General features: G+C 65.8%; 14 protein-coding genes. 3 read left to right on the top strand and 11 right to left on the bottom strand.

What is annotated here, in order from left to right:
* Positions 1-67 precede the first annotated feature (67 nt).
* From HNW77_RS01760 to HNW77_RS01750, 3 genes are read right to left on the bottom strand one after another with little or no spacing between them, the layout of a single operon-like run.
* Positions 68-1,591: an efflux transporter outer membrane subunit gene (locus tag HNW77_RS01760; RefSeq protein ID WP_241694229.1), complete on the bottom strand. Its 1,524-nt coding sequence runs from the start codon at positions 1,589-1,591 to the stop codon at positions 68-70.
* 5 nt (positions 1,592-1,596) lie between these two features.
* A complete protein-coding gene (locus HNW77_RS01755; RefSeq protein WP_172154795.1) occupies positions 1,597-3,123 on the bottom strand; it encodes an MDR family MFS transporter in 1,527 nt (508 codons plus the stop codon).
* Positions 3,120-4,250: an HlyD family secretion protein gene (locus HNW77_RS01750; protein WP_172154793.1), complete on the bottom strand. Its 1,131-nt coding sequence runs from the start codon at positions 4,248-4,250 to the stop codon at positions 3,120-3,122. The genes HNW77_RS01755 and HNW77_RS01750 overlap by 4 nt, the downstream gene beginning before the upstream one ends.
* 130 nt (positions 4,251-4,380) lie before the next feature.
* On the opposite strand from HNW77_RS01750, the gene HNW77_RS01745 reads away from it, so the two are divergent.
* The gene (locus HNW77_RS01745; protein WP_241694228.1) at positions 4,381-5,022 is read left to right on the top strand and encodes a TetR/AcrR family transcriptional regulator; all 642 of its coding nucleotides are present in this window, start codon (positions 4,381-4,383) and stop codon (positions 5,020-5,022) included.
* Here the strand turns inward: HNW77_RS01745 and HNW77_RS01740 are convergent, their stop codons facing one another.
* From HNW77_RS01740 to HNW77_RS01720, 5 genes are all read right to left on the bottom strand, one after another.
* Positions 5,023-5,631 carry a YceI family protein gene (locus HNW77_RS01740; protein ID WP_172154789.1) on the bottom strand — a complete coding sequence of 203 codons (609 nt, stop codon included), beginning with the start codon at positions 5,629-5,631 and terminating at the stop codon, positions 5,023-5,025. It abuts the gene before it with no gap.
* Between the two features lie 39 nt (positions 5,632-5,670).
* Complete coding sequence (locus HNW77_RS01735) at positions 5,671-6,477, bottom strand: DODA-type extradiol aromatic ring-opening family dioxygenase (protein WP_172154787.1); 807 nt, start codon at positions 6,475-6,477, stop codon at positions 5,671-5,673.
* A 175-nt stretch (positions 6,478-6,652) separates the two neighbouring features.
* On the bottom strand, positions 6,653-6,910 hold the full coding sequence (locus HNW77_RS01730; RefSeq protein ID WP_241694227.1) for a hypothetical protein: 258 nt from the start codon (positions 6,908-6,910) through the stop codon (positions 6,653-6,655).
* 138 nt (positions 6,911-7,048) lie between these two features.
* Positions 7,049-8,227 carry an OprO/OprP family phosphate-selective porin gene (locus HNW77_RS01725; protein ID WP_408886745.1) on the bottom strand — a complete coding sequence of 393 codons (1,179 nt, stop codon included), beginning with the start codon at positions 8,225-8,227 and terminating at the stop codon, positions 7,049-7,051.
* A gap of 147 nt (positions 8,228-8,374) precedes the next feature.
* A complete protein-coding gene (locus tag HNW77_RS01720) occupies positions 8,375-10,309 on the bottom strand; it encodes an N-acyl-D-glutamate deacylase (protein ID WP_172154785.1) in 1,935 nt (644 codons plus the stop codon).
* Between the two features lie 315 nt (positions 10,310-10,624).
* Between HNW77_RS01720 and panS the strand changes: the two genes are divergently transcribed.
* The gene (panS, locus tag HNW77_RS01715; RefSeq protein WP_172154783.1) at positions 10,625-11,545 is read left to right on the top strand and encodes a ketopantoate/pantoate/pantothenate transporter PanS; all 921 of its coding nucleotides are present in this window, start codon (positions 10,625-10,627) and stop codon (positions 11,543-11,545) included.
* A 69-nt stretch (positions 11,546-11,614) separates the two neighbouring features.
* On the opposite strand, the gene HNW77_RS01710 is transcribed toward panS, so the two are convergent.
* Entirely contained in the window at positions 11,615-11,803 is a 189-nt protein-coding gene (locus HNW77_RS01710) for a hypothetical protein (protein ID WP_172154781.1), read from the bottom strand.
* A 141-nt stretch (positions 11,804-11,944) separates the two neighbouring features.
* Here HNW77_RS01710 and HNW77_RS01705 point away from each other — a divergent pair, with 141 nt between their 5' ends.
* The gene (locus HNW77_RS01705) at positions 11,945-12,937 is read left to right on the top strand and encodes an MsnO8 family LLM class oxidoreductase (protein ID WP_172154779.1); all 993 of its coding nucleotides are present in this window, start codon (positions 11,945-11,947) and stop codon (positions 12,935-12,937) included.
* Between the two features lie 107 nt (positions 12,938-13,044).
* On the opposite strand, the gene HNW77_RS01700 is transcribed toward HNW77_RS01705, so the two are convergent.
* Positions 13,045-13,974, bottom strand: a complete 930-nt coding sequence (locus HNW77_RS01700) for an NAD(P)-dependent oxidoreductase (RefSeq protein ID WP_172154777.1) — start codon at positions 13,972-13,974, stop codon at positions 13,045-13,047.
* Positions 13,975-13,993: 19 nt separating this feature from the next.
* Positions 13,994-14,755, bottom strand: a complete 762-nt coding sequence (locus HNW77_RS01695) for a 2-keto-4-pentenoate hydratase (protein WP_172154775.1) — start codon at positions 14,753-14,755, stop codon at positions 13,994-13,996.
* Positions 14,756-15,027: the final 272 nt, after the last annotated feature.

Raw genomic sequence — 15,027 nt, 5'->3', positions numbered from 1 at the left:
GGCGTTCGGTCTCTGCGGCGCGGCAGGCGGCAGGTAGGGCTCATGCGCACTGGCAGGGCGTGTCGCCTCAATGCGCCGGTTTGGGCCCGGTTGTGGGCTGCGGCGCGGGAGCGGATTGCCAGCCCAGGCCGAGTGCCTTCTGCACGGCGATGTAATCGGTGGTCATGCTGGCACGCGCCTGTGCCTGCTGCTGTTCGATCTGGATGCGCTGGCGTTCGACATCGAGCGCGTCAATGACCGAGAGCGTGCCCGCGCGCTGGCGCTGCTGGGCCAAGGTCCATGACTGGTCGGAAGCGGCGCGGGCCTCATCGAGCTTGAGCACGTATTCGCGCTGGTGGCCAAAGCGTGACAGGCTGCCTTCCGCATCCTGCAGGGCGGCGAGCACCACGTTCTGGTAATGCGCAAGGGCCGCGTCACGCCCGCCCTTGGCCTGCCCCACACGTGAATTGGTGCGGGCAAAGTTCAGGATGCTCCATTCCAGCGTCGGGCCGCCCATGTAGGAGAAACTGTCGCCCGAGAAGAACCGCTGCCCGTTCGCCCCGGTAAAGCCCACCGTGCCAAACAGGCTGACTTTAGGGAAATACTGGCCAATAGCCTGACCGATCTGGGCGTTATTGGCGGCAATATCGCGTTCGGCCACGCGGATGTCGGGCCGCCTGCGGATCATGTCGGCAGGATTGCCCACGGGCACGACCGCAGGCGGCACGGGCACCGGGGCGGGGCGGGCGAGCATGGCGTCAAGCTGGCCGGGCTCGCGGCCCACGAGGGTTGCGAGCGCATCCATATAGCTGGCCTGCTGGGCCTTCATCGGGGCAATGGCGCCTTCCACCTGTGCAAGCTGGCCTGCAAAGCGGGCCACGTCCTCCTGCGATACGGTGCCCTGTGCGCGGCGCTGGCGGGTCAGGTCGAGCATCTGGCGTTCGATCGTGATCGTACGCTCCATCAGTGCCAGGCGGTTCTGCACGTCACGCAGGCTGACATAGTTGCGCGCCACATCGGCCACGAGGCGCAGCCTTGTATCGGCCAGCTGGGCCAGTTGCGCCTCGCTCTGGGCGCGCGCGCCCTCATAGCCGCGCCGGTTGCCGCCAAAGGGGTCGATTTCCCAACTGGCATCGAAACCCGCGCCGTAGGAATCGGACTTGATGGCCGGTGGCAGCGTCATGGCCTGCTCGGCCCCGCTACCGCCCAGCACGGAGGTGATATCGCCCGTGGGGATGCGCGTGCGGTCCCAGAAGGCCGCTGCCCCACCACCGGGGAAGAAGCCCGCAAAGCGCTCGCGCTGGGTGGCGCGCGCGGTGTGCAGGCGGGCTGCGGCCTGCTTCACGTCCGGGCTGTTCTGCAGCGCAGTGGTGATGAGCGTGTTCAGGAGCGGGTCATTGAGTCCGGTCCACCACTGGGCCAGCGGCTCCTGCGCCGGGGTGCGCGTGGGGTCAGCCCGGTTGAAGGCCCGTGCATGTTCCGCCACGGGGGCAACATGGGGCGGGCCCTTGTAGTCCGGCCCGACCGAGCAGGCGGCAAGGGGGAGGCCCGCTGCAACACCCAGTACAAGGCGGCGCGGCGTGCGGCACAGGGAGGGGAAAAGGCGCGTCATATCTGTCATCCCACCGTCATGCCGGCATCTTTGGGGAGGGGTTTGATGAGCATGACCAGCGGCAGCATGGCCAGCAGGGCGATGCCGAATATCCAGAACAGGTCGCTATAGGTCATGACCGTGGCCTGCCGGGTAATGAGCGCGCTCAGGCGGGCAAGGCCAAAATGCTGCACGAAGTCCTGCCCGGCCAGGGAGTTGGCGGTGACCGTTTCCTCCAGCCGGGCGGTGTGCAGGTCCAGCCTGCGGTCATGCAGGGTGGCCACCGCCGCCAGCCCGAACGAGCCGCCAAGGTTGCGCGCGGCGTTGAACAGGCCCGATGCATCCTCGGCATACTGTATGGGCACGGCGCTGGTCGCGGCCTGGTTGAGGAACAGGAGCGAGAAGAACTGCGCAAACCCGCGCACGATCTGTGACCAGAAGAAGTGCTCGCCCGCGCTGTCGGGCGAGAGATGGGCATTCATGAAGCAACTGACCACATAAAGGAACATGCCAAAGCCGATGGCAAAGCGGATGTCGAGCTTGCGCACCAGGATGGGGAATACCGCCAGCATGAGCAGCGTGGGCACGCCGCTGATGGCCGCGACCATGCCCGACTGCTCGGAATTGTAGTCCGGCACGGCGGCAAGGAACTGCGGGATGAGATACAGGATGCCATAAAGCGCCCCGCCCACGCCCAGGCTGAGAATGAAGACGCCAAAAAAGCTTTTTTGCAGCAGTATTTTAAGGTGAATGACCGGCCGGGGCGAGCGGAACTGGCCAATGACCAGCAGCACCATGCCAATCGCGCACATGACGCTGAGTTCCCGGATCATGTCGGATTCAAACCAGCGTTCGCGCTGCCCTTCCTCCAGCACCACGGTCAGGCCGCCCAGCCCCATGATCAGGCCCGCCAGCCCGTAATAATCCGTCTCGCGAAACGCGCCCCAGTCGATCCTGCCCGCAGGCAGCCCCACGAACAGCAGCACCCCCAGCCCGATGCTGATGGGCAGGTTGAGGAAGAAGGCATAATGCCAGCTCAGGTTCTCGGTCAGCCAGCCGCCGATCACCGGCCCGATCACGGGGCCGAGCACGGCGGTCATGCCAAACAGCGCAATGCCCACCGGGCGCTGGGCGGGCGGCAGGCGGGTGGCCACGATGGTCATGGCGGTGGGGATCATCGCCCCCCCGGTAAAGCCCTGGCCCACGCGGCCGATGATCATGTGCAAAAGGTTGGGCGACAGCCCGCACCACATGGAAAAGATGGTGAACAGCACGGCGGCGATGAGCAGGAAGTTGCGCAGCTTGAAAATGCGCTCGAACCAGCCCGCCAGCGGGATCATGACAATCTCGGCCACCAGATAGGCGGTGGTGACCCAGGTGCCCTCGCTGCTGCTGGCCCCGATCTCGCCCTGGATGGTGGGCAGGGCTGAGTTGACGATGGAGGTGTCAAGCGTTGCCATGAGCGCGCCGATGGTGCCTGCCGCAACTGCCAGCCAGGCGGCGGCATCCGCCTTTTCGGGCGGGGCCTGTTCTTCAGCGGGGGCGGCGGTCATGGGCCGCCATCCGCCGCGGGTTCGACCAGCGTGTCAACTGCGGCCGTAACCGACAGGCCGGGCACCAGCACCGCGCGTTCGCTGCCTTCGGGCTGGATGCGGATGCGCACCGGCACGCGCTGCACCACCTTGGTGAAGTTGCCGGTGGCGTTATCAGGCGGCAGCAGCGCGAACTGCGCGCCGGTGCCCGGTGCGAAACTCTCGACCGTGCCCTTGATCTTGGTGCCGCCCAGCGCATCGACCGACACTTCAACCGGCTGGCCGGGCCGCATGCGGCGGATCTGCGTTTCCTTGAAATTGGCCACGAGATAGAGGTCCTGCACCGGCACGATGGTCATCATGCGCGTGCCCACGGTGGCGTACTGCCCCACGCGGGCGGTCTTGTCGCCCACGCGGCCATCAATGGCGGCGCGGATGGTGGTGGCGTCAAGATCGACCTGGGCAGTGCGCTGCTGGGCAATGGCCTGCTCGATGCGGGCCTGCGCCTGCAGGATCTCGGCGCTGTAGGTGGCAAGCTGGCGCTGGGCCGATTGCAGGCCGGCCGTGGCCTGGGCAAGCTGGGCATGGGCCTGCGCGCTGCTGTTGCGCAACTGGTCGTAATGCTCGCTGGTTTCGGCGCCGGTTGCGGCAAGGGCGCGGTAGCGGGCCACCTCGCGGTCGGCAAAATCGGCCTGCGCCTGTGCCGCCTGCACGCGGGCCTGCGCCTGCGCGATCTGGGCATCCTGCGCATCGATCTGCGCCTTGGTCTGGGTAATGGCGGCCTGGCCCTGATCGGCCAGCGCGCGGGCCTGCTCGAAGCGCGCGCGCGGGTCGCGCTCATCAAGGCGCAGCAGGACCTGGCCCTTGCTCACCTTCTGGTTCTCCGCCACCAGCACCTCATCCACAAACCCCGCCACACGGGTGGAAACCGTGACCTGATCCGCCTGCAGGTAGGCATCATTGGTGGACTCGATAAAGCGCCCGTGCATCCACCAATGCACCAGCCATGCGGCAAAGGCGATGAGTGCCAGGCCACCAATACCGGCCAGCACCATCCTGCGCAGGGCGGCCCTGCGCGGGTTTGCCGGTTTTTGGGGCGTGGCAGGCTGGCCTGCGGGGGTCGGGTCGGTCGGGGGGGTATCAGGCATGCGCCACCATTTATGGAACGGGTCGGTACGGTTTTGTTAGGATGGACAAGATGCCCCGGTCAAGCCACATAAGCGCGGGGCCCGCGCCCTGACCACCGCCAGACCGGGGAGAGCAACGATGCCGAACGTCATGACCCGACCGCGCCGCTCAGGCCGCCCCACGCCCGCGGATTCAGCCCAGCTTGACCGCTACCTGCTTGAGGTGGCGGGCGGCCTGTTCATCGCCCATGGCTATGCGGGTACCTCGATGGGGCAGATCGCGCGCGCGGCGGGGGCAAGCAAGCAGACACTCTACCACCGCTATGCCTCCAAGGAGGCGCTGTTCAAGGCGGTCATTACCCATTTATGCGCCCGCCTTCTGGAGCACGACACGCAGGTTTCGCTGCGTGATCCGCTTCAGGCCCTGCATGCGGTATGCCGCATGCTGCTCGACTTCATCATGCAGGAGAACGTGATCGCGACCTATCGCATGATGATAGCCGATGGCTACCGCTATCCCGCGCTGATCGAGCACGCGATGGACGAGATCGCCACGCCCTTTCACCAGCGCATCATCAGGCTGCTGCGCATGGCGGGGGCGGCGGGGCAGATCCCGCCCGGCCATGACAATGAAAAAACGGCCCGCCTGCTCACCGGCCTCATGACCGGCTGGGCGATACAGCAGCGCCTGCTCGGGCGCAACCCGCTGCCCGATGCCGCCATGCGCGCGACCTATGTTGATGAAACGTGGCAGTTCTTCCTGCACGGCCTCGGCGGGCGGGCAGGGGCGTGATCAGTCCTGTTTTTCAAACGCGCCAGCAATGGACAGGCTAACCTCGTCGCCCACCATGGGCAGGTAGGTCTTCATGCCGAATGCGCTGCGCTGGATGGTGGTGGTGGCCTGGAAGCCGACGGTATAGGCCTTGTCGATCGGGTTGATGCCCGCGCCCACATACTGCACCTGCAACACCACGGGGCGGGTGACGCCATGCAGCGTCAGGTCGCCGGTCACGCTGGCATGGTCGGCTCCTACCGGCACCACGCGGCTCGAGACAAAGGTGGCGGTGGGGTAGCGGGCGGCATCGAACCAGTCCGGCCCCCTGAGTTCGGTGGTCAGCACGGAACTGGTGGTGGTGATGCTGTCAATCGGCACGGTCACGTTCAGGCGTGATGCGGCGGGAAGGGCAGGGTCGAGCCGCAACGTGCCCGAAGCCCCTGCAAACAGGCCCGCATAGGGCGTAAAACCCATGTGCAGCAGCGAGAACGTCACCTGCGTGTGCCCCGGCTCGACCCTGTACTGGCCGGGGCGCACATCGGCCGCAGGGGTTGCGGCGGCAAGCGGGGCAAGCGGCAGGGCCGTGGCCAGTGCCGCAAGCAGGCATACGGGAAACTTCACGGTCATGGGCATCCTGTCCTTGCAGGCGAAAGGGGCGGCATGCCCTCAGCCAAAGCGGAAGCCGGACAGTGCCTTGCCCATGATCGTATCACTGTAATCCCGCCTGCCAAGGTCATTTCCCGCGGCCCCTGCGGCAAAGACCAGGGGCAGCAGGTGCTCTGGCGTGGGGTGGCAGATGCGCGCGCCGGGTGCCTGCGCCCAGTGGGTCAGGGCCTCGGCGCGGATGGAAGGCGGCGATTCCACCGCGCGTGCCAGCCACGCATCGAACGCACGCGACGGCGCATCGGACTGGGGATCGCGCCCCATCAGGTGGCGCACGTTATGGTAGGTCATGCCGGTGCCCACGATCAGGATGTTGCGCGCCCGCAGCGGCTGCAGGGCCGCCCCCATGTGCAGGGTATGCGCGGCATTGAGGTCGCGTGGCAGCGAGAGTTCCACGATGGGAACATCCGCCTGCGCAAAGGCCAGCATGAAGGGAATGAACACCCCGTGGTCAAGCCCGCGCCCGGCATCGGCCTCGCCGGGCATGCCGGCCTGGGCCAGCAGGTCGAGCACCCCGGCTGCCAGCGCGGGCGCGCCGGGGGCAGGGTATTGCAGGTGGTAGGTATGGGGCGGAAAGCCGTAATAATCATAGATCAGCGATGGATGCGCTGACGTGGTGACCATCGGCACCCCGGTCTCCCAGTGGCCGGACATGACCACGATGCCATCGGGCCTGCAGGGCAGGGTGGCGGCGATGCCGCGCAGATGGGCCGCCATGCGGTCCCACGTATCGGGCCAGTCCATGAAAAAGCAGGGACCACCGCCATGCGGCAGGAACAGCACCGGCTGGCGGGGTGGGGATGGTTCCATGAGGTGTGTTCTCCCGGTGGCGGATCATGGCTGGATACTGTCTGGAATAACCTGGTTTATACAGGGATCGGGTAAACGTCCCTGCACGATGACAGGTTCTCTCCACGGCAGGCCGTCCGGAGCGTACCTCATGGCAGACAGGGCCGGACGGGCTATGCCGGCCCTGTCGGGGGAGTTACTTTCCGCAGCTTTTCTCAAACTCGTTATGCACGTCCTGCTCGTTTATCTTGATTTCCCCGCGATAGACCGACTGGGGCTTGAGGTCCACGCGCGCGCCGCCCACCGTGACGGTGGTGTCGGAATTGATTTTCCATTCGCCCGAGGGCTCCTTGGACACGCTCTTGCAGTAATCGGGGTGGCCCTGCGCGAAGGCCGGGGTGGCCAGCGCAATTGCGGCGACAGTCGCGAGAATGGAAGTGGAGCGGATCATCATGGTCAGTCTTCCTCTTTTATATGTGCCTGTTATCGCCGATGCATCGACCCGGACAGTGTGCCCCGGTAAATGTGGCGAGCGTTTGGCAACAAAAAGTTACAAAACCCCAGATCCAGCATGAACGCGGCCCGCTACCGCTCAGAATTTGATCTGGAAAAGCGACATGATGGCATGAAAATGCTCCGGCACCCTGCCGGCGTTCTCCTGCCCGTATTCATACTGCACGGTGGTGCGGATGATGGCGGTGGGCCACCAGTTCAGGGCCAGCGCGCCGGTCTGCTGGTGGCCGCCATGCACGGTGGCGGAGTCAAGACTGACCTCGGAATAGCGGGCCGCGACCTCCAGCACGCCATAGCCGTTGCACAGGACATCCTGCCCCCGCGCGCATGTGGGGGAGGAAAAGGCTGCGCTGCGCCCTTTCCACTGGCGCGGCGTGCCGTTGATCGTATAGCCCAGCATGCCATACCAGCCATGAAAGTTCAGGCTCTGGCTGCCAGTAGCGGGGCTGGTGTCGAGCATGATGTCATAGCCTTCGCCCTGGAACAGCAGCCGCTTCCACGCCACGGCGGCCTCCGCGCCAAAAGCCCCGGCGGATGTCGCGGCCAGGCGGCCGGTATTGAGGTATTTCGAGACCGTGCCGGGGTTGAGTTCCGGGTTGTCGGATAGCGCAATGGCCGGGCTGGCATGCGTCATGGCGGCAGGGCGGAACACCCATTCCCCCGAAATGCCGGCATGCACCACCACGTCATGGCTGCGCACCGGCAGCCCCACGAGGCGGAAGGCCATGGCGCGCTGGTTGCCGTCCTCGCCGGGGCCTGCGGTGCCTGCTGTGGCGGAGAGGGCAAAATGGTAGCGCCTGCCATAGGCTTCCGCCTGCACGGCCTGGCGTTCGATGCCGGTGGCAAGGTTGCGGGTAATGGTGGAAATGCTCGAGCGCTCGACAAACACCGTATCGCCCTGCGCCTGCATCGATTCAAGGCCGAAGCTGGGTTTGAAGATACCGGCGGTAAAGACGAAATGCTTCAGCCCCGTATAGGAGACCTGCCCCTCGAACAGCCGCATCGGGCCGTTGGGGGCTGGCCCGAAATCCCATATCGCGCCAATTTCCACCTGGTCATGGATATTGACACGCACGCCATTGCGCAGCCGTGCCCCGCGCGCGCCGGTGCCGGGGTGGGCGGGCCCGGCCGAGACAAAGCCGCCCGTATCAAGCTGGTCTGTGGCGTAGGGCCGGATGGTGATGCCATCCAGCCTGACCACGGGCACGCTCTGGGCATGCACGGCCATGACCGGCACGACAGCGGCCACCATTGCCATGCAGAGGGATGCCATGCATCGGGTTTGCGGCCGATATGCCAAGGGTACGTGCTTTCTCCAGCCATAACAGATGTGGCGGGATAGCATGACGGGCCGGGCCGGGTATCTATCAAAAAGTTGCGCAAAACGCCCGCCCGCGGGTGAAGATTACGTGATGGCCGCGCCGTCACTGGCCATGCGCCCTGCCATGGCGCAGGCCTGCTGGTGCTCAAGCGGGTGGTCACTGGCGCGCATGACCCGGCCATGGCGCGTGGTGCCAAAGCCCGGCGCATAGCGGCCATCGGTCCAGACGTGCTGGCCTGCGATCATGACATGGCGCACCACGCCGGTGGGGCGGTTGATGACCTGGCGGCAGCCGAATTCGGAGCGGTGGACGAATTCATAGGTTTCCTCCGGGTTCCACCGCCGCAGGGCCTCGGGGTCGATCACGCACAGGTCGGCCTGCGCACCCACCCGCAGCCTGCCTGCGTTGAGGTTGAAGAAATCAGCCGGCAGGCCGGTCAGGCGATGGATGGCGAGCGCCACCTTTTCCGGCCCGTCGGGCTGCGCGATCTTGAGAAAGCGCAGGTTGCCATCATAAAAGGCGATATTGGCCAGATGCGCCCCGCTATCGTTGAAGCCGGGCAGGGTCTGGGGATTGAACAGCAGTTTCTTCAGCCTTGCCGGGTCGCGGTTGGCAAAGGTTGTCTCCCATCGCAGGTCGGTATCCCACTGGCGCAGCAGGTGCAGGAGGAAGGTGGCATCATCGCGCACGGGGTCGGGGAAGGTGGCGAAGAACGCGGCCTCCGCGGCACTGGCAGCGCCCTGCCGGCCCTTGGTGTGCTGCCAGCGCAGCAGGCGCTCATAGGGGGCAAGCAGGCTCTCGCCCTGCCAGTTGGCCAGCGGGCATTCGGCCACTTTCATGTCGGCCAGGCTGCGGGTGAGCACCGTTTCTTCCTGGCGCAGCAGGCGGCGCAGGCGGTCGGGTGTCCAGCCTGACTTGCCCTTGAGCCACATCTCGCGAAAGCCCGCGATCCATTCCGGGTCGTTGAGAATGCGCGCACGCCCCGCGCGGTCATCAAGCTCAAGTTCGTTCAGGGCGCGCAGTTGCGGTATTTCATCGGCAATGGGGTTGATTGCCCCATCACTCCAGATCCTGAACGAGGCGGCCAGCACCTGAAAGCGGAACATCCCGCCAAGCAGCCGGGAATTGAGCATGGCCGAGAGCATGAGGCACATCGAGACGGCGGCGCGGTTGGTCTGCAGGTCGATCGCGGCCAGCACCGTGGTCTTGAGCGGGCGACCGAACAGCCGCCCGCTGGTGAGCAGGAAACTGCGCACGGCATCGACAATGTCATCCTTGGGCGGCGTTGCCTGCCACACGCGCCCGTAGCGGCGCACCACCCCGGTCAACTGCCGCAGCTCGCGAAAGCTGGCATATTGCGTGGGGATCTTGCGCTTCTTGTGCGGGTCGTTGGCCAGGAAATGAAAGGGCAGGGCATCGGTTGAAAAACCGGCATAACCCTGCGCCATGCCCGCATCGACCAGGCGCTCCATGCGCGCGCGCTCGCGCCGTGTCGGGCGGCGCGAGATGGAATCACGCAGGCCCATCACCTCGATGCGCAGCATGGAATGCGGAATGAGCGGCACCACGTTGGGGCCAAGATTCAGGCTGGAAAAGTGGTCGAGATAGCTTTGTGAATCCGTCCAGTCACACGCATCGGCCACCGTGGAGAGCACGGCCTTGGGCATGTTCTCCACGCGGGCGAAGCAGTCCACGATCGGGTCTTCGCCCGCGCGGCGCTGGTTGCCGTAGGTGACGCCAATCGAGCAGTTGCCTATCACGACCGTGGTGGTGCCGTGGCGCACGACCTCGGGCAGGGCGGGGTCGAGTTCAAGCTCGAGGTCGAGATGGGTGTGGATGTCGAGCAGCCCCGGCATGAGCCACATGCCGTCGCACGCGATCTCGGTCGTGTGGCTGTCCGCCACGAGCATATGGCCTATGGCGGAGATCCTGCCTGCTGATACGGCAATGTCGGTTCTGGTGGGGCTGGCGCCCGTGCCATCGAAAAACAGCGCATTACGGTAGATGGTATCAGGCACGCAGGTCTCCAGCGGGATGATGGGCGGACAGCATGACGGGGCAGTATTGCGGCGTATTGATGGCATCCCCCGGGGCATGCCCCTGTTTCAACCACCTGTGGGGCAAAGGGTTGCATGCGGCCAATCCCCCCGGCCAATCCCCCCGGCCAATCCCCTCGGGCAATGCGCGGTGGCGATGCCGTTATCAGGGCAGGTGCAATACGGGCTGTTCACACGCAGGGCGGCCCGCTATGCACACGCCCTTGGCCAGGTGGCATGGGGCAGGGTGATGATGGCGATGGATGTCAGGGCAGGATGGACAGGCGGGGGCTGCGCATGCTGACGAGGCTTTTCCCCGTATGGGCGGTGCTGGTTTCGCTCGCAGCGGTGCTGGCGCCCGGCCCCTTCATGCATGTGACCCCGGCCATTACCCCGCTACTGGCCTTTATCATGTTCACCATGGGGGTCACCCTCACGCCCGCTGATTTCGGGCGGATCGCGCGCAGGCCCGCGCCGGTGCTGGCGGGGGTGGGGCTGCATTACCTTGTCATGCCGCTTGCGGCATGGGGTATTGCGCACATGCTGCGCATGCCGCCCATGATTGCCACGGGCATGGTGCTGGTGGGCTGTGTTTCAAGCGGCACGGCGTCGAATGTCATGATCTACCTCTCGCGCGGCGATGTGGCGCTTTCGGTCAGTATCAGCACGCTGTCCACGCTGGTGGGCATCATCGCCACCCCGCTGCTGACCCGGCTTTATGTCTCGGCGGGCGTGAGCGTGGATAGCTGGGGCCTGTTTTGCAGCATCATGGAGATGGTGGCCCTGCCGGTGTGCGGGGGTGTCGGGGTCAATATGCTGTGCCCGCGCCTCATCCGCCGCGTCTCCCCCGCGTTGCCACTGGTGGCCATGGTGTCGATCATGATCATCATCGGCAGTATCGTGGCGGGCGTGCGGCCTGCCCTGGCCAGTGTCGGCCCGCTCGTGTTGCTGGGCGTGATACTGCATAATGCCATCGGGCTTGCAGGCGGCTACTGGGGGGGCAGGCTGCTGGGGTTTGATGAATCCGTCTGCCGCACGCTGGCGCTTGAGGTGGGCATGCAGAACTCGGGTCTGGCCGCAACACTGGGGCGGGTCTATTTCTCGCCACTGGCGGCACTGCCCGGTGCTGTCTTTTCGGTATGGCACAACATATCGGGCTCGGCGCTGGCCGCCCTGTGGGCCGGACGGCCACCCCGCGATGGGGGGCACCTGTCATAATGCTTCTTCCAGCTCCTGCCGTGACACGGGCGGGGCATGCCGCACCGCACGCCCCGCCCGTGCCAGCGCTCAGGGCATGGGGGTCGTGCCGGGCGTGTGGAACAGCAGGAACAGTGCCACGACCAGGATGATGATGGGCAACAGCCCCAGCCCGTTGAACCCCGTACTTCGGGGGCCGCCGTACCAGCCGGAGCGATAGCCATACCCACCCCCGCCAATGGCGAAGATGAGGAGTGCGATGATGAGAAGAGTCAGCATGGGATGTACTCCGCAAAATGCCTGCTGACCCAACGTGGCCCCTTATGGATGGTTCCGCCCGCCGGACCTGCGTTGCGGGGGTGTTTTCAGGGCTGGTTCCCCCCATATCAGGGATAATGATACGGCATGGAGGCCTGTTGCGTGCGTGCGTTTTCCGTTCTTGACCTGTCCCTGATCACGCGTGGCGCCGATGCGGCGGATGCCTTTCGCAATACGCTTGACCTTGCCCGCCTGGCCGATGGGCTGGGCTTTGCGCGGTACTGGCTGGCGGAACACCACGCCATGCCGGGCATCGCCTCGGCTGCGACATCCATCCTGATCGGGCAGGTGGCGGCGGCCACGCGCCACATCCGCGTGGGGGCGGGGGGCATCATGCTGCCCAACCATGCGCCGCTGGTGGTGGCCGAGCAGTTCGGCACGCTTGAAACGCTTTTTCCCGGTCGCATTGACCTTGGTCTTGGCCGTGCGCCCGGTTCCGACCAGCAGACCGCCCGCGCCCTGCGGCGCGACCCGCATGCCGCTGAACGGTTTGCGGATGATGTGGTTGAACTGCTGCATTATTTCGAGCCGAGCACGGCGGATGATACCCATCTCGTACGCGCCATTCCCGGTGCCGGGCTGCGCGTGCCGGTATGGCTGCTGGGTTCATCGCTGTTTTCTGCCGCGCTGGCGGCCCGCCTTGGCCTGCCCTACGCCTTTGCCTCCCATTTCGCACCCGCATACATGGAGCAGGCGATTGCCCTCTACCGTGCCCGCTTCGAGCCATCCGCACGCTGCCCGGCGCCGCATGTCATGCTGGGCGTGAACATGGTGCTGGCCGATGACACGGAGGAGGCGCGGCATCTCGCCACCTCGCTGCAACAGTATTTCATGGCGCTACGGCGCGGGCGGCCCATCGCCTTTCCGCCGCCGGTCGAGCACCCTGCATGGCTTCCTGCCGAGCAGGCCATGATGGACCAGACGCTTGCCTATACCTTTACCGGCTCGCCCCAGGCGGTTGCACCCCGGCTGCATGATTTCATGGCCCGGCACCAGCCGGATGAACTGCTGGTGGCCCTGCCGGTTTATGATCACGCCCGGCGCCGACATGCGCTGGAACTCGTAGCCGCGCTGCGTGATGGACAGCTCGGCTGAGCGGGCAGGCGCTGGCAGCCAGCAATATGGCGCTCCTGCCCGTTGCGGTTATGCTTTCACTTGCGCACATGAGCAGGGCCGTTTGCACCGGGTGCAGGCGCGGCCTGTCACGCCACGGGCGTAGGCAGTGGCCTGCCCGCGAAATGGGCGGCAAGATTGGCCAGAACCAGTTCGCCCATGGCCAGCCGGGTTTCCACCGTGGCGCTGGCGCGGTGAGGTTGCAGCACGGTGCGGGGCGAGGCGCGCAGGGCCTCGGGCACGTCGGGTTCATGCGCGAAGACATCCAGCCCGGCACCACCCAGCGTGCCTGCTGTCAGGGCTGCCACAAGGGCTGCCTCATCCACGATCGACCCCCGCGCGATATTGATCAGCACGCCCGCCGGCCCAAGGGCTGCAAGCACGGCCGCATTGACCATATTGCGCGACCCCGCGCCGCCCGATGCCGCCACAACCAGGGTATCCACTCCCCGCGCAAGCGTGAGCAGATCCGGCACGAACGCGCAGCCCGGCAGGTTCTTGTCCTGGTGGTCGGTATAGGCAATGGCCATGCCAAAGGCCCGGGCGCGGACGGCTATGGCCTGCCCCACATGCCCCATGCCGAAAATGCCCATGCGGCGGCCCGATACCCGGTGCCCCAGCGCGGGTGCCGGGGCGTGGCCCCATGCGCCCGCGCGCACGTAGCGGTCGGATTCAGGCAGGCCGCGCAGCAGCGCCAGCAGCAGGCCCATGGCCATGTCCGCCACGTCATCGGTCAGTACGCCCGGCGTGGTGGTGACGCGGATGCCGCGCCTGCGGGCTTCAAGCAGATCGACCGCATCGGTGCCGATGCCGTTGATGGCGATGATTTCCAGTTCCGGCAGGCTGTCCATCAACGGGCGGGGCACGCCCGTGCCGCCCCCGGTGGCAATGCCGCGGATGCGCCCCGCCACATCCGCAGGCACGCCTGCGGGGTCCGGGCGGTGCACCACATAGGCTGCCTCGAGCTGTTTCTCGATGGTGTCCATCATGGGTTCAAGCAATAGGATTTCGGGCTTCACGGTCATGTCTCCCGCAAGGTCAGGCCAGATGGGCACGCACCGTGCCGATTGAGGGAAAGCTTGCGCGCACATCGGTGTCATGCACTACGAACATCGTGCCGGTTGTCGAGCCGGTCGTAACTAGGCAGCCCGGCTCGATGCCCAGCCCGCGGCGGGCGGCATGGTTGGCCAGCCATACCAGCAGGCGCAGCGGGTCGCCCGCGCTGTTGCCGCCTATGTGCTCGACGACCGTGCGCCCGTTTATGGTGAGGCTGACCGGCTCGTCCGTGGGGGTGATGCCGCGCCAGTCCGCACGGCCGGGGCCTACGATCAGCGCGCCATGGCTCTGGTGGTCGGCGGTGTGGAGCAGTTTGTGCTGTGAGCCGGGTTTTTCAAAGCGGGTATCGACAATCTCGATCATGGGGTGAATCGTGCCGATGGCGTCCATCACCTCGTCTGCCGTCCATTCCGCCGCGCGCGGGGGCAGGGCCTTGGCAAAGCGGTAGCCAATTTCAGCCTCCACGCCCAGGTGGCGGCAGACATAGGCGGGCACGGTCTCGCCATCCTCAAAGATCGTGGCGGCATGGATGGGGGCGGCAAATGGCTCGGACTGCGGGGTTTCGGCCCCCACTTTCCACCCCCGTACCGGCCCGAGATGCAGGCCCACCGCGTCCTGCACCGCATAGGCATCGGCCAGGGTGCGCGGGGTCAGGGCTTCATGCACGCTGGCGAGGGGATCGGTTCTGCGCTGCCTTACCGCAAGAAACAGCTCGGCCAGACTGGTCGGGGCAGGAGTGGGCATGGGGTCTCTTTTCCGGCTCGTCGTTTACGATTGTCACCTGCATGGTGGCATATCGCCCTGCGCAAGGCCATAGATGCCGCCATGCCGCAGGCGGGCAGGGCAGTGAAACATGACGGCGGCAAACGCCTTGCGCTGTTCGCCATGAACCGTGCGCGATATCCGTATTGCGCCGTAAAATCCGCATCATGGGCCTTGAGAATAAAATGCATCATACGGGTATTTGGTATATTGCGATGCAGTAAGTGCATGGTAGCGTGCAGCCCCGACCCCAC

Source organism: Komagataeibacter melomenusus, assembly GCF_013155395.1.
Lineage (GTDB): Bacteria > Pseudomonadota > Alphaproteobacteria > Acetobacterales > Acetobacteraceae > Komagataeibacter > Komagataeibacter melomenusus.
This window is presented reverse-complemented; position numbering and strand designations above follow the sequence as displayed.

Bases quoted from the DNA above. Each gene is read 5' to 3' on its own strand.
- HNW77_RS01750 (WP_172154793.1), bottom strand. From the start codon at position 4,250: ATGCCTGATACCCCCCCGACCGACCCGACCCCCGCAGGCCAGCCTGCC.
- HNW77_RS01740 (WP_172154789.1), bottom strand. From the start codon at position 5,631: ATGACCGTGAAGTTTCCCGTATGCCTGCTTGCGGCACTGGCCACGGCC.
- HNW77_RS01695 (WP_172154775.1), bottom strand. From the start codon at position 14,755: ATGCCCACTCCTGCCCCGACCAGTCTGGCCGAGCTGTTTCTTGCGGTA.
- HNW77_RS01710 (WP_172154781.1), bottom strand. From the start codon at position 11,803: ATGCTGACTCTTCTCATCATCGCACTCCTCATCTTCGCCATTGGCGGG.
- HNW77_RS01735 (WP_172154787.1), bottom strand. From the start codon at position 6,477: ATGGAACCATCCCCACCCCGCCAGCCGGTGCTGTTCCTGCCGCATGGC.
- HNW77_RS01725 (WP_408886745.1), bottom strand. From the start codon at position 8,227: ATGGCAATGGTGGCCGCTGTCGTGCCGGTCATGGCCGTGCATGCCCAG.
- HNW77_RS01755 (WP_172154795.1), bottom strand. From the start codon at position 3,123: ATGACCGCCGCCCCCGCTGAAGAACAGGCCCCGCCCGAAAAGGCGGAT.
- HNW77_RS01730 (WP_241694227.1), bottom strand. From the start codon at position 6,910: ATGATGATCCGCTCCACTTCCATTCTCGCGACTGTCGCCGCAATTGCG.
- HNW77_RS01760 (WP_241694229.1), bottom strand. From the start codon at position 1,591: ATGACGCGCCTTTTCCCCTCCCTGTGCCGCACGCCGCGCCGCCTTGTA.
- HNW77_RS01745 (WP_241694228.1), top strand. From the start codon at position 4,381: ATGACCCGACCGCGCCGCTCAGGCCGCCCCACGCCCGCGGATTCAGCC.
- panS (WP_172154783.1), top strand. From the start codon at position 10,625: ATGCTGACGAGGCTTTTCCCCGTATGGGCGGTGCTGGTTTCGCTCGCA.